12 protein-coding genes and 1 pseudogene are annotated in these 13,160 nt (G+C 64.1%); 4 read left to right on the plus strand and 9 right to left on the minus strand.

The annotated features are described in order from the left end of the window. Window positions 1–217: 217 nt before the first annotated feature. From ACVWY3_RS13745 to ACVWY3_RS13760, 4 genes are all read right to left on the minus strand, one after another. A complete protein-coding gene (locus ACVWY3_RS13745; RefSeq protein ID WP_456838929.1) occupies window positions 218–1,135 on the minus strand; it encodes an alpha/beta fold hydrolase in 918 nt (305 codons plus the stop codon). A gap of 91 nt (window positions 1,136–1,226) precedes the next feature. Beyond that, on the minus strand, window positions 1,227–1,751 hold the full coding sequence (locus tag ACVWY3_RS13750; RefSeq protein ID WP_456838930.1) for a nuclear transport factor 2 family protein: 525 nt from the start codon (window positions 1,749–1,751) through the stop codon (window positions 1,227–1,229). Next, on the minus strand, window positions 1,748–3,196 hold the full coding sequence (locus tag ACVWY3_RS13755) for an MFS transporter (RefSeq protein ID WP_456838931.1): 1,449 nt from the start codon (window positions 3,194–3,196) through the stop codon (window positions 1,748–1,750). The genes ACVWY3_RS13750 and ACVWY3_RS13755 overlap by 4 nt, the downstream gene beginning before the upstream one ends. A 49-nt stretch (window positions 3,197–3,245) precedes the next feature. Then, window positions 3,246–3,815: a TetR/AcrR family transcriptional regulator gene (locus ACVWY3_RS13760; RefSeq protein ID WP_456838932.1), complete on the minus strand. Its 570-nt coding sequence runs from the start codon at window positions 3,813–3,815 to the stop codon at window positions 3,246–3,248. Window positions 3,816–4,080: 265 nt separating this feature from the next. Between ACVWY3_RS13760 and ACVWY3_RS13765 the strand changes: the two genes are divergently transcribed. Beyond that, window positions 4,081–4,356, plus strand: a complete 276-nt coding sequence (locus ACVWY3_RS13765) for a DUF3303 domain-containing protein (RefSeq protein ID WP_456838933.1) — start codon at window positions 4,081–4,083, stop codon at window positions 4,354–4,356. 416 nt (window positions 4,357–4,772) lie between these two features. Here ACVWY3_RS13765 and ACVWY3_RS13770 read toward each other — a convergent pair whose 3' ends face one another. From ACVWY3_RS13770 to ACVWY3_RS13780, 3 genes are read right to left on the minus strand one after another with little or no spacing between them, the layout of a single operon-like run. Then, window positions 4,773–5,768 carry a Bug family tripartite tricarboxylate transporter substrate binding protein gene (locus ACVWY3_RS13770; protein WP_456838934.1) on the minus strand — a complete coding sequence of 332 codons (996 nt, stop codon included), beginning with the start codon at window positions 5,766–5,768 and terminating at the stop codon, window positions 4,773–4,775. 45 nt (window positions 5,769–5,813) lie between these two features. Then, on the minus strand, window positions 5,814–7,028 hold the full coding sequence (locus tag ACVWY3_RS13775) for a CaiB/BaiF CoA transferase family protein (RefSeq protein ID WP_456838935.1): 1,215 nt from the start codon (window positions 7,026–7,028) through the stop codon (window positions 5,814–5,816). Further along, window positions 7,025–7,984 (minus strand): hydroxymethylglutaryl-CoA lyase, encoded by a 960-nt coding sequence (locus ACVWY3_RS13780; protein WP_456838936.1) that lies wholly within the window; start codon window positions 7,982–7,984, stop codon window positions 7,025–7,027. The genes ACVWY3_RS13775 and ACVWY3_RS13780 overlap by 4 nt, the downstream gene beginning before the upstream one ends. A gap of 125 nt (window positions 7,985–8,109) precedes the next feature. Here ACVWY3_RS13780 and ACVWY3_RS13785 point away from each other — a divergent pair. From ACVWY3_RS13785 to ACVWY3_RS13795, 3 genes and pseudogenes are all read left to right on the plus strand, one after another. Then, a pseudogene (locus ACVWY3_RS13785) lies at window positions 8,110–8,688 on the plus strand (LysR family transcriptional regulator); the annotation flags it as partial. Window positions 8,689–8,735: 47 nt separating this feature from the next. Continuing rightward, window positions 8,736–9,020 (plus strand): LysR substrate-binding domain-containing protein, encoded by a 285-nt coding sequence (locus tag ACVWY3_RS13790; protein ID WP_456838937.1) that lies wholly within the window; start codon window positions 8,736–8,738, stop codon window positions 9,018–9,020. 187 nt (window positions 9,021–9,207) lie between these two features. Beyond that, entirely contained in the window at window positions 9,208–10,683 is a 1,476-nt protein-coding gene (locus tag ACVWY3_RS13795) for an FAD-binding oxidoreductase (protein WP_456838938.1), read from the plus strand. Between the two features lie 24 nt (window positions 10,684–10,707). Here ACVWY3_RS13795 and ACVWY3_RS13800 read toward each other — a convergent pair whose 3' ends face one another. Then, the gene (locus ACVWY3_RS13800; RefSeq protein WP_456838939.1) at window positions 10,708–11,058 is read right to left on the minus strand and encodes a hypothetical protein; all 351 of its coding nucleotides are present in this window, start codon (window positions 11,056–11,058) and stop codon (window positions 10,708–10,710) included. A gap of 344 nt (window positions 11,059–11,402) precedes the next feature. Then, window positions 11,403–13,100, minus strand: a complete 1,698-nt coding sequence (locus tag ACVWY3_RS13805) for a GMC family oxidoreductase (RefSeq protein WP_456838940.1) — start codon at window positions 13,098–13,100, stop codon at window positions 11,403–11,405. Window positions 13,101–13,160: the final 60 nt, after the last annotated feature.

The raw sequence follows: 13,160 nt of genomic DNA on the forward strand, positions 1-13,160 counted from the left end.
TCCTCCGTCCGCTCCCTCAGGGGAAGCGGATCGCGACGTAAGCCCGGGCGATTGCGCCTACAACAAATGACATGATTCAAATTCGGCCGATAACATCGAAGACTCGAGAGGCAAGTAATGTTCGATAATCGAAGCCAACGTGAAAGCTTCCATTCTCTGCAATAGCCTTGGCGCGGACCGCAGGTTTTCCGTATCTACAAGATTAGAGCCAAGTGATCTATCTCGCGGATCCGATGAATCCGATCAACCCGGCCGTGAATTCCTGCGGGTTTTCCTCGGCAATCCAGTGAGCAGCACCGTCAACGGGAAGAACCGTTGGCGCATCGGCGACTTCCTCCATCATCCGTTGGACGAGCGGCGCCGTCGGGCTGGTCGCGCCTACAACGACAAGAACCGGAATCGCAAGTTTGCCGTTTGCCGCGAGCAGCTCCCGATTTGTTTTGCTGTCCTGGTCGAACGAGCGATAGAGTTCGAAGGCCGCGCGCATCGCGCCGGGCGCCGAGTACGCCATCAAGTAGGCCTGAAAATCGAGCTCGGTGATCGCCACCGGGTTGGAAATCCGGAAGTTGAAAAACCATTGGAGATACTGCCTCTCGCGACCCGAGACCAAAAACTCCGGTAGATCCCGAACATTGTGAAACGAAAACTGCCAGTTTCGAGGGTTTCCGCGCAGCTGATCGAAGATTGCCGTCCCAGGCAGCGGCGCATCCACGGCGACGAGACGACTTACCTCCTCGCGATAGACCTGGGCATACGCATATGCCACCATGAGTCCTACATCATGCCCCACCAGAATAATCTGGCCTTTGATACCGAGATGGTCGCGCAGCAGCCGACGAATGTCGCCTGCCATCGTCCGCTTGTCATATCCGAAGGCCGGTTTCGACGAATTGCCCGCGCCTCTATAATCGGGTGCGACGACCCGAAAGCCAGCATCAACCAAAGGCGATATGGTGTAACGCCACGCTCGCCAGGTCTGGGGAAACCCATGGAGCAGAACCACCGTGTGAGGCCCGTCTCCAGCAATAACGTAGTGGATGCTGACGCCCGGCTCGATATCCGCGATCGCATGCCTGAATGAGCTACCGCCTCTCTCGGCGGATCCTCGGATCGTGTCCGTGACAGCGTGTTCCATTGAGCTTGCCCCGTTTCATTGTCCTCGCGAAAGCCCCACGCATCCGACGATGCCGGTCGGCGACCACGTCGGTTCGTGTCCTCGTGGCTGCCTAGAACATTCCGTTGTTGTTGGCCGAGATCTCGGCAAGCGGCTGACGCACGTCCCAGTGCTCGACGATCTTTCCCTGCTCGAGCCTGAAGATATCAACGATCGCGAGCCCCAGCTCGTCCGGTTGCCGCCTGGCATGGACATGAAGGATCACGAAATCGCCGTCGGCGAAGACGCGCTTGATATCGCTCCGCAGCTCCGGAAATTGCCGCTTGAGATCGTGCAGGAACGAACGAAAGCCGTCGATGCCGTCTGCGATCATCGGATTATGCTGGATGTAGTGCGGCCCGAAGTGGACGGCGGCGGCCGAGAAGTCCGACTGATTGAGCGCGGCATCGTAAAATGCCAGCACCGCCCGCTTATTGGCTTCGCGAGCATCGTCTACAGCCGCCGCGGCGCCCGTCCCAACGGGCACGGCTCCGGCCGTCGCAAGAGTAAGGCCGAATGTTCGCCGATCAATCATTTCATCTCCTTGAGTGCATGGATCTGGATGGAGGGGATAGGTGTGGGATTGCGCGACCATCATACGGTCTCAACGGCCTTGCCGAGATCGCTCGCGGCGGGAGGGTTCGCGGGGCCGGCAGCGGCCGATGCAGACGAGGCGGCGCTGGGTAATCGCGAGGCGACGAGCGCGGCGGCCGCTGACAACGCGGCTGTCATCAGCAGGACCGCCGAGTAGCCGGCCGCCATGGTCTCTGCCCTTGCTAGATTTCCAAAGGCGCCAAACACTGCAACCGCTGCAGCCGCACCGCATGCCCATCCGAGCTGGCGCATCGTGTTGTAGATGCCGGATGCCTTGCCCATGTCGGCCGGCGCAACGGAGCCGAGCACAGCGCTCTGCACCGCGGGCATCGCCGTGGCTACGCCGGCGCCGGCCAGCACCAGAGGCGCGATCCAGGCCCCATAGCCGGAATTCGCGTCGCAGAGGAGCGACATCCACAACAGCGCCGCGCCTTGCAGGAGCAGGCCCGCCACGGCCGGGCCTCTCTCCCCGAAACGGCCCGCGGCAATTCCGCCAGCCGGTGCAGCGACGAACAGCGCCAAGGTCCAGGGCAGCATCCGCTCGCCCGCGCCCGACGCACTCGCCTGCTGAACGATCGAAAAAAATTGCGCCATGAACAGGAGCGTCCCCATCATGCTCATGAACATCAGAAGGCACGCAATGTTGCCTGCCTTGAAGGGAGCCGAGGCGAGCAGCCGCCCCGGGATCAGCGGGTGCGCCCCCCTGCGCTGCCAAGCGAAGAAGCCGAGCGCCGCCGCTGCGCCGACCGTGAACGCCGAAACAACGGTCGCCCCCGATCGGCCCTGTGCATTGGCTTCCGACAGTCCCCACACCACGGACGTCATCACCGTCGTCAGCAGGGCAACGCCGAACCAGTCGATTTGAGCCGCGAGCCGGTCGTTGCGCGCGAGACGTAACGCCGCAACGAGTGCGATAGCGGCGCAAAGCGGCAGATTGATCCAGAACACCCACCGCCAGCCAAGGGCGTCGACCAGCACGCCGCCGAGGATCGGCCCTGACAAGACGGCCAGACCCGTGAGACTGCTGAACAGGCCCATCGCGCGCGGCCGCTGGGCCGGCGTCACCGCCGTTCCGAGCAAGGTCATCGCGACCGGAACAAGCAACGCGGAGGCCGCGCCCTGCACGGCACGTCCCGCGATCAGCCATTCAATTGAGCTTGCCGCCGCACAGCCAGCCGAAGCGATCGCGAAAGCGGCAAGGCCCAGAATGAACATCGAACGACGGCCGAACCGGTCACCCAACGCAGCGCCGGCCATCAAGAGCGCGGCAAAGCTGAGGCTGTAGGCCGTCATGGTCCAGTGCAGCTCGGAAAGAGGCGCGGACAGATCGCGACGGATCGCATCCAGTGCCGTTGTCACCACCATGCCGTCCATCACGGCGACGAACGAAGCCGCCGCTGTCAGGGTGAGCACCCAGCGCTGCTGGCTAGTGAATTTTTCGACGCTCATGATCTCCTCACAATTACGGACCATCCAGTCCATATTTGAGCAAAAAAAATCAGCCTAACGCCCTCAGCACCAGGGCGAGAACCTTGTTCCGCGAAGCCGTATCAAGACCCGCGCGTCCCAGCGTCTGAAGGCCATAGAGATTGGCGACGAGAAAGGTCGAAAGGGAGTCAGCGTCGGCATCGGAATCAAATTCTCCATCCTTCTGCCCTCGCAGAACCGCATCGCGGTAGGCCTGCTGGAGCCGCTCGAGTCCACAGCGAACGCGCGAGCGAACAAGCTGGTCGTGGGCGGCCAGTTCCGATGCGCAAACTTGCAGGAAACAAACCTTGCCCGAAGGCGCCAAACCGAGGATTTTTTCAAAACTGCGCGTGATGGCCTGCCGCGCCGGCCCGCGCTGGAGGTCAACAACGTTCGCCTGCAACACGGTCTCGATGTAGCGATCGAGCGATGCCAGAAGCATCTGATGCTTGCTGCCGAACGTCCCGTACAGACTGCTCTTGCTCAAGCCGGTTTTCTCGAGCAGGTCATCGAGCGACGTCGCTCCGTAACCAGCCCGCCAAAACTGCTGTAGTCCACCCTCAAGGGCCTTGTCGTAGTCGAATTCTCTGGGGCGCGCCATGCTTACTGGACCGATTGGTCCGTAACCACTAGCGCCTCCTTTTGCCTAAGTCAAGCCGACGCTCGCCGTCGTGCCGCGCTCGCACCGGATGTTTCCGAACTTCGGAAAAAGGAATCTTTCCTGAGCCGGAGGGGAAGGATCGGGGCCGCCGGATCGAACCGGCGCACCCGTTCATTCGCCGTTGTCATTCGAGACGCCGGCGCTATCGTGCGTATGCGGCATGGCCGCGACATTCATCCGATAATTCTAGTGATGGGAGAATCGCATGAAATTCATAACCACCTGGAGCGTACCCCAAGGCACCTTCAACTCAGCCGTCGCCCGCTTTCTGGAGACCGGTGGCGCGCCCCCCGAAGGCGTCAAGATGCTGGGTCGTTGGCATGGCATGAATGGACAGGGATTTGCGATCTCTGAATCGAGCGATCCCAAAGCCATGTATCGTTGGCTCGCGCAATGGTCTGACCTGCTCCCCTTGACCGTTACGCCTTGCCTCGAGGACGGAGACGCGGGCGAAGTGATGGCGTCGCTCCCCAAACGGTGACGATCAAGCGTCGATCATCGATACACAAGTCGCTGTCGCCGCCGAAACCGGCGGCAGTGACATGCGCGCCCGGCGCTGATGGATAGCGCTCCTTCGCAACCAGCTGTGAGTCCGGGGCGTTCGTCGCGCCCTTCGCCGCTCACTTGGGGATGCTCGTCCGCTCCCCTCGGGGAAGTAGATGACCCTTGACGATTATTGTGAATGCAACTGCGATGCATAACCAGAGTAACAGGCTCACCGCCCCGCCGATCAGCAGGCCACGAAAAACGCGTATGCCGTCATCCTCGTCAGCGTGCTTTGGTTGCTTGTGACGCGTATGGCGATCGCGGATCGGATCGATTTCACCCATCCGCAATGCAAGGGGCGCCCGGTCAAGTACTTCAAGAGGGAATTCAGCCTACCTCGTTCGAGGTACCTCATTCGCCTGTGATGCCGAGCGCGCGGACAAGCTCGCCCCGCGCCTTGTAGTCGAGGTCGATCTGACGCTTGAAGTCATCCTGGGTGCCGCCCATGGCGACCATGCCCTGCTTGTCGAGCCAGGTGCGCATCGTCTCGGTCGCAAGGATCGCGTTGATCTCCTTGTTCAGAGCCGCGACCACCGGCGCCGGCGTCTGCTTCGGCAGCATCAGCCCGATATAGCTGATGATCTTGAAGCCGGGATACGTCTCGCTGATGGCCGGCACGTCCGGCAGCAGCGGATAGCGCTGCTCCGACGTGACAGCGAGCAGCTTGATCTGGCCCGCGGTCGCCAGCGGCTCCACGGCCGTCGGCGCGCCGAAGATCAGCGGTATCTGCCCCGCAAGGAGGTCGCTCACCGAGGCCGCCGTCCCCTTGTAGGGAATGTGGGTCATGGTGAATCCACCGGATTTCTGCAGCATCTCGCCGGCGAGGCGATGCGGCGTCGACGCGCCGGAGCTGCCAAAGCTCAGCGCCTGCGGCTTCTGCTTGCCGAAAGCGACGAGCTCGGCGACGGAATTGGCCGGCACATCCTTCGCCGCGGCCAGCAACAGGGGCGACCAGGCGACGCTGACGACGGGCTCCATCGCCTTCGACAGGTCGAAATGGTTGCTGGTGGCAAGGTGCGGATCGATCGTGAGCATTGCATCCGTCACCATCAGCACCGTGTATCCGTCCGGCTCCGCCCGCGCCGCTGCCTGCGCGGCGGTCATGCCGTTGGCGCCGGTCTTGTTCTCGATGACGACGGAGATCTTGAAGGTGTCGCCGAGCTGCTTGCCGATGATCCGCGCGAGCGCATCGGCCTGTCCTCCCGCGGAATAGCCGACCAGCATCGTGATCGTTCGCGCCGGATAGGATTGCGCCCGTGCGGGCTCAACCATCGTCACCAGCCCAAGAAGCGCGCTCGCGGCTGCCGGAATACTCACCTTCCAACGAAGCAGCATGCGGGACATCATGATCCCTTTCCTCCCTGTTGCAGATGGTGGCTCGGCCACTCTTTTTTATGCAGACATGTTCGCGGGCGCGCCCAATATGCCGGACGCGCGGAGATCGGCGATCTCGCGCGCCGAATATCCGGCCGCGCCGAGGATCTCGTCAGCGTGTTCGCCGACGCGAGGCGGCTGGCGTTCGAGGCTTGGCCGGTCGCGCGTGTCGCCGAACTCGACGGGCAGCGCCGGAATCCCGACCAGCGGTCCGCCACCGAAACCGGCGATGGCGGTTGCCAGCAGTCCGCCATTGGCCAGCAGATGCGGATCGACCGACAACTCATCCGGCCGTCCCACCCGCGAATAGGCCACCCGGGCGGCTTCGCATTTGGCGAGAATCTCCTCGAGGGGCAGCCGCGTGATCCGCCGCTCCAGCTCGGGCAGCATCCATTCGCGCGCCTCGCATCGATTGGCGTTGCCGAGCAGCCTCGGATCCTCGCGCCAGTCGTCGAAACCGAACGCGTCGCAGAAGCGTTGCCAGTGTCCGTCGGAGGTGCATCCGATGAAGACCTGGCCGCCATCCGATGCCGTGAAGACGTCGTACACGCCCCAGGCATTCTTGCGGGCCGGCATTGGCGGCATCGGACCGCCGATCACGGCGCTGCCGACCACCAGCGCGCCGAGCATGAAGGTCGCACTCTCGAACAGCGAGCTCGAGACCTTCTGGCCCATGCCGGTGGCGTCGCGCTCGCGCAGCGCCGACAAGGCTGCCACGACGCCGAAGACGCCGCCGAGGATATCGATCACAGGCGCGCCTGCGCGCAGCGGCCGGCCGGGCGGTCCTGTCATGTAGGCAAGGCCGGATTGCATCTGCACGACTTCGTCGAGCGCGCCGCGATTTTCGTAAGGGCCCTTCAGGAAGCCCTTCATCGACAGGTACACGAGCCGCGGATTGAGCTTGCGCAGATCGTCCCAGCTGCACTTCAGCCGCTCGATCGTCCCGGGTCCGAAATTCTCCAGCACCACGTCGGCATCCCTGACCAGCCGGTGCACGATCGCCTGCCCCTCCGGCCGCTTCAGATCGATCGCGATCGAGCGCTTGTTGCGGTTGTAGGTCGCGAAGAAACCGGCTGCAAAGCCCGGCAACCTGCGGGTCGGGTCGCCGTCCGCGGGCTCGATCTTCACCACGTCGGCGCCGAGGTCGGCGAACAGAACGCCCGCGCAGGGACCCATGATGGTGTGGCCGAAATCCAGCACCTTCAGTCCGGCGAGCGGCTTTGCGAGGGTCATGCGCCCGCACTCCTCCGCAATGCGGCGAGCGTGCCCGATCGCAGCGCGGCGCTCGGCAGGCGATGCCCGACGATCCGCTCGGCAAGCCGTCCGGCCTCGATCAGCGCCTCGATATCGAGACCGGTCGCAATGCCCATTTCCTCACACAGCAGCGCCAGCTCCTCCGTGGCGATGTTGCCGGGCGCGCCCGGCTGGCCCGCAAACGGACAGCCGCCGAGCCCCGCCACCGCGGCGTCGAACGCGGTGACACCAAGCCGCAGCCCCTCATAGGCGCACGCGATGCCCTGGCCGCGGGTATCGTGCAGATGCAGCGCAATCCTCAGATCGCTCCAGCGGTCACGTACGGCGCCGACGGCCGTGGCGACCCGCCGCGGTGTGGCCCAGCCCATCGAATCCGCAAGCGACACCTCGCGGACCTCGATGCCGGCGTCGCGCGCGATGGCGAGCCCGTCGGACACCGTCTCGACCACCTTGGCAGCCGGCACGTCTCCGCCAAAATTACAGCCGAACGCAGCCATGACGATGATCTTGGCAATCGGCACGCCCGCCTGCCGGTGCGCGCGCACATAGTTTCGCATCGCCTCGATCTGACCGGCGCGATCACGATTGAGGTTGCGACGTGCGAACGGTTCGGAGGCGCTCAGCGAGACAAAGCCTGCGAGCGTCAGCCTGTCCTTGAACGCCAAAGCGCGTTGCAATCCGCTGTCGTTGAACCAGAGCGCCGAGTATGCGACGCCCGCATGCGGGCTGAATCCCGCGACAACCGGCTCGGCGTCGGCCCAGCCCGGCACGTGCTTGGGATTGACGAAGGAGGCAACCTGAATGCGCGAAAGCCCGGTCGCCGAGAGCGCATCGATCAGGGCGATCTTGTCCGCGGTCGCGATCGGCCCCGGCTCGATCTGAAAGCCTTCGCGCGGCCCCTCCTCGGTGATGACGATCCTGGTCGGCAGATCCATGCCGCGACGCTCCCGGAGCTGGTCTTATTGGTCCAGGCAAAAGCTTGCCGGGACGCGAGACATCTGACAAATATAATATCAAGATCACTGTGTTCTGATTATTAGATCGATAGGCGAGCCATGCCATGGCGCTCGGATTGCGGCAGATCAGATATTTCATCGCGATCGCCGACGCGGGCGTGCTGTCGCGGGCGGCCGAGACCCTCAACATCGCGCAGTCCGCGCTCAGCCATCACGTCGCGGCGCTCGAAGCCGATCTCGGCGTGAAGCTGCTGGAACGGCGGCCACGTGGCGTCGCCCTGACTGCGGCCGGCCGCCGTCTCTACGAGCACGGCAGCGCGGTGCTTGCGAGCCTCGGCAAGGCCGAGGAGGATGTGCGGACCTTCAACGAGGCGGCAACCGGACCGGTCAGCCTCGGCCTCAGCCACACCGCGATCTCGATGGTCGGCCTCGAGCTCATGAAGGCGGTCCGCAAGCACTCCCCCGGCGTGCATCTGAGCGTCGTCGAAGCGCTGTCACCGGCGCTGATCGAGCGCGTCCTCTCCGGCACGGTCGATCTCGCGCTGGCGTACAATCCGCCGCGAGATGCCCGCCTCGACGTGGCGTGGCTGCATGAGGAAGACCTCTACCTCGTCGGCCATCCGAGCCTGATCGGCCGGTCCTCCACACCGATCGCCTTCTCAGCCATTCCGCAGAGGAGCGTGCTCGGGCTGAACCGCTTCCGGCATCGCGCGCCATCATCCAGACGCAGGTGCTGCGCAACCAGATCGTCCCGAGCGAAACGCTGGAGGTCGATTCCCTGTCGGCACTGCGCATGGCGCTCGAAGCCGGTCTCGGATGCGCCATCCTCTCCCGCGCAACCGTCCTTGCCGACATCGCGGCGGAGAAATATCACGCGCGCCGCATCGTCGATCCGCCACTGTCGCGTTCCCTTGCGCTGGTGGCTCTCGCAGACCGGCCACAGACCAAGGCCTTCCTCGAAGTCCGCAAGACCGTGACCGAGGTTGTCCGCGAGGCCGTGGACGAACGGCGATAGCCAGCAAAGACGAGCGAGCGACGGAAGAAGCACTCCGGCGCGGCCGGCTGATCGTCGTGGCTCTCTCTGCGGGCCGGTTCACAGGTCTTGGCCATATTGCCGTTAGACTCCGCCGCCTCAAACGTGGACAATGACGGAAAGCGCTTCGCGCGCGCAGTGCACGCCAAGATGCGCCAGAGGAAACAAAATGCCAGCGACCTTTCCATCCTCCCTACCCGCCATTCCGACCACCCCGTTGACCGCCTCCATTCGCGATGCGCTGCGCGCGATCGTGGGCGACAAGGGCCTGATCGAGGATGACCACGGCAAGCAGCCATTCGTGACGGACTGGCGCGGCCTGCTGGTCGGGGGCGCCGGAGCGGTCGTGCGTCCCGGCAGCACCGAGGAAGTCTCGAAGGTGGTGCGGCTGTGCCATCAGCACGGCGTCGCCATCGTGCCGCAGGGCGGCAACACCGGGTTGATGGGCGGAGCCACACCCTGGCCCGCGCACACAGGCATCGTGCTGTCGCTCGGCCGCTTGAACCGCGTGTTGAACGTAGATCCCGTCGGCTACGCGATGACGGTGGAGGCCGGCTGCGTGCTCCAGACGCTTCAGGAGACCGCAAGCCAGCACGACAGGTTCCTGCCGCTCAGCCTCGGCGCGCAGGGCTCGTGCATGATCGGCGGCAATCTTTCGACCAATGCCGGCGGCGTGCAGGTGCTGCGCTATGGCAATGCCCGCAATCTCGTGTTGGGGCTGGAGGTCGTCCTGCCCAACGGCGAGGTCTGGGATGGACTGCGCGCGCTCAAGAAGGACAACACCGGCTACGACCTCAAACACCTCTTCATGGGCGCCGAAGGCACGCTCGGCATCATCACCAAGGCCGTGCTCAAGCTGTGGCCGGCGCCCAAGGACGTCTGCACGGCGTGGCTGGCGATCCGCGATCCGCGCGCGGCGCTTCAGATCCTGTCGGACGCATATGCGGCGTCCGAGGACAATGTCAGCTCCTGCGAGCTGATGAGCCGTGCCGCCATCGACATGGTGCTGCGCCATATTCCAGGCACCCAGGATCCGCTGAAGGCGGAGACGCCATGGTACCTGCTGATGGAATGGTCGTCGGCGCGCCCGCGCCAGGACGGAGCTGAGGGCATGTCCGAGAAACTGGAGCAGTTCCTCGCCGATCAGCTCGAGGCCGGGCGCGTGCTGGACGCGGCGATCGCAAGCACGGTCAGCCAATCCCGCAACATGTGGCGCATCCGCGAGAGCGTCGCCGAGGCGTCGCGGGCCGAAGGTCCGGGGCTCAGCTACGACGTCTCGGTGGCGACCTCCAAAATTCCTGATTTCGTCGACAAGGGGCTCAAGGCCGTGCTCGACATCCTCCCGAGCATTCGCCCCTACCCGCTCGGGCACATCGGCGACGGCAATCTGCATTTCTCGTTCATGGGACCGAAGGGCATGGATCAGCAGACGCTGAACCAGTACACCGCCGCGATCACGCGGGCCGTGAACGACCTCATCACCTCCATGGGCGGCTCGATCTCGGCGGAGCACGGCATCGGCATCGACAAGCTCGATGAGCTCAGCCACTACCGCTCGAAGACCGAGCTCGACATCATGCGGACCATCAAGCGTGCGCTCGATCCGCAGAACATCATGAACCCCGGCAAGGTGCTCCGGCTGTGATGACGCCGGGCACCCGCCATGGTCTCAGCCGCGCGGGTTGACGATGGTGTAGCCCCGCAAGGAGCGCGCGTGCATGCGCGTGGCGTGCCCGCCGGAATTGGCGTCATAGGCCATCCACATGTCGCCTCCGAGGTGCTGCTCCAAGACGAACACATGACCGCGCCTGGCCGCGACCATTCCGGGCGCCGGCGCCGCGCGCGGGAAGCGCAGCCAGTTCGAGGCGAGGTTCAATTCCGGCACGACACGACCGAACACGCGCAGCGACGCGCCGCAGCCGCAGAACGAAGAAGGGCACCCCGCCGGTCGGCCGCCAACGATGCGCTCGCCGGACGCGATGATCGTGGTTGGAGTGCTGCCTGCATCGGTCAATGTCATTTGCGTTGAGCGATAGGCTTGCAACGAGTGTCTCGGAGACCGCTCGCGGCGCGTTTGCGAATACGAGAAATCGCAGGGCATGGTCACGTTGCATTCAGGCGCCTGGAGAGCGCGATAAGGCCGCGCTTCCGAGGCAGCGGAGGTGACGATAAAGATGATGCACGCAGAAACAACTTGCTTGATCATTGCAGGACTCTGAGTTGGAGGGTCCCGCCCCGGGCGGCAGAAATCAATAAAGGTTTGGCCGAAATGAGCCTAAAGGGCGGCGGAAAAGCCGCTTTTACTTAGGTACTTAACTTAGATGATGTTCAAAGTGTCCGGTTCGCGGCGCGATTTGTCCGCCCCTACTGCATCATCGCAGCCGCGATCTTCTCCGCCGACATCAGCACCGGAAAATTTGTGTTGGCGCATGGCACCACCGGGAAGATCGAGGCATCGACGACGCGCAGGCCCTGGATGCCCTTGACGCGGCCTTGGCTGTCGACCACCGCCATCGGGTCGTCGGCGCGGCCCATGCGGCATGAGCACGAGGCGTGCCACACGCCGATCGTCGCCTTGCGCACGAAGGCTTCCAGCGCCTCGTCGTCGTTGATCACGTCGTCGAAGGTAAAACCTTCGACGACGAAATTGTCGATCATGTAGTGGCGCAGCGCCGCCGGCCCATCCATCAGCGTCGCGGCGATCTTGGTCAAAATCCTGTTCTTGGTGTTGACCACGCCGATCTTGCGGACGCGGTCGGTATAGGCGGCGGGGAACGGCTTGTCCGTCACCTTCCTGACGACCTCGCTCATCTGCACCGCGGCCATCTTGCGGAAGCCGCTCATCAGACGGTCGAGATCGCGCCGATCGGACAACAGATTGAATTCGACGATCGGCTCGGCCGCCGGATCGCGCGAGGCGAGCTTGACCTGACCGGTCTCCGAATAGGTCTTGTTGACGAAGGTCAAGAGCGAGCCGATCTGCGCGCCGACGGCGTGCCAGGCCGATTTGCTGATGACCACGACGAACATGTCGCCCTTCGGCACGCCCGGCAGCCCGGACGAATAGCGCAAGCCGAGCTGCATGTGGCGCCTTGTGTGCTCGTTCATGCGCGCACCGCGGCGGACGAAGGACGACAGCGAGATCGAGGGATGATCCATCAGCCGCTGGCCGACGCCGGCAAGTCCCATCAGGACCGGAATGCCCATATCCTTGAGATGACCGACCGGGCCGATGCCGGCGCGGAGCAGATGCGCCGGCGAATGGATGGCGCCGCTGGAGATGATGATCTCACGGCCGCGGAATTCCTGCTCGCGGCCGTCGACCAGGGCCTTCACGCCGACGCATTGCGTGCCTTCGAACAGCAGCTCTCTCACATGCGTGTTGGTGGAGATGGTGAGATTGGGGCGCTGGCGCGTGGCACGATCGAGATAGCCCATCGCCGCCGAGACGCGCTGCTCGGCCTGGTTGGAATGCGTCACCGGGAAATAGCCGTCGACGAACTCGCCGTTCTGATCGGCGACGTACTGATAGCCGGCCTGCTGGAAGGCTTGCGCGAACGCCTCCGAATGCCGCGTCCAGTGCTCCCTGGGGATTCGACGCACCGGGATGCGGCCGTCCTTGCCGTGATACGGGCCGTCGAAATCGAGGTCACGTTCGACTTTCTTGAAGAACGGCAGTACGTCGTTCCACGCCCACCCCTCGGCGCCGCGCGCGTCCCATTCGTCGTAATCGGTCGGCGCGCCGCGATTGGCCATCTGGCCATTGATCGACGAGCCGCCGCCGAGCACGCGCGCCTGCTCGTATTTGCGCAAGGGTGGACGCGCTTCGTTGGGGTTGTTGTGGCTGACGACCTGGGTGGTGACCTTGAGCTCGGTCCAGTGGAAGCGCGGGTCGAAATACGCCGTGCCCGGATAGCTGTCCCTGATCTCGGCCGGCTCGTTGCCCGGCGGCGTGTCCTGCCCGGCCTCGCACAGCAGGACCTTGTTGGCGCTCCTGGCGGAGAGCCGGTGGGCCAGCACGGACCCCGCCGAGCCGCCGCCCACGATGATGTAGTCGTACACGATTGGCGCTTCCTCTTGTTCTTGTTGGCGGAGCTTAGCGCGTTTTTTGAGATTCTGGCT

Source organism: Bradyrhizobium sp. USDA 4486 (genome assembly GCF_054057995.1).

What these genes read in the sequence shown, in the direction of transcription:
- ACVWY3_RS13800 (WP_456838939.1), bottom strand. Translation starts at nt 11,058, where the DNA reads ATGACATTGACCGATGCAGGCAGCACTCCAACCACGATCATCGCGTCC.
- ACVWY3_RS13760 (WP_456838932.1), bottom strand. Translation starts at nt 3,815, where the DNA reads ATGGCGCGCCCCAGAGAATTCGACTACGACAAGGCCCTTGAGGGTGGA.
- ACVWY3_RS13765 (WP_456838933.1), top strand. Translation starts at nt 4,081, where the DNA reads ATGAAATTCATAACCACCTGGAGCGTACCCCAAGGCACCTTCAACTCA.
- ACVWY3_RS13795 (WP_456838938.1), top strand. Translation starts at nt 9,208, where the DNA reads ATGCCAGCGACCTTTCCATCCTCCCTACCCGCCATTCCGACCACCCCG.
- ACVWY3_RS13770 (WP_456838934.1), bottom strand. Translation starts at nt 5,768, where the DNA reads ATGATGTCCCGCATGCTGCTTCGTTGGAAGGTGAGTATTCCGGCAGCC.
- ACVWY3_RS13755 (WP_456838931.1), bottom strand. Translation starts at nt 3,196, where the DNA reads ATGAGCGTCGAAAAATTCACTAGCCAGCAGCGCTGGGTGCTCACCCTG.
- ACVWY3_RS13745 (WP_456838929.1), bottom strand. Translation starts at nt 1,135, where the DNA reads ATGGAACACGCTGTCACGGACACGATCCGAGGATCCGCCGAGAGAGGC.
- ACVWY3_RS13750 (WP_456838930.1), bottom strand. Translation starts at nt 1,751, where the DNA reads ATGATGGTCGCGCAATCCCACACCTATCCCCTCCATCCAGATCCATGC.
- ACVWY3_RS13775 (WP_456838935.1), bottom strand. Translation starts at nt 7,028, where the DNA reads ATGACCCTCGCAAAGCCGCTCGCCGGACTGAAGGTGCTGGATTTCGGC.
- ACVWY3_RS13780 (WP_456838936.1), bottom strand. Translation starts at nt 7,984, where the DNA reads ATGGATCTGCCGACCAGGATCGTCATCACCGAGGAGGGGCCGCGCGAA.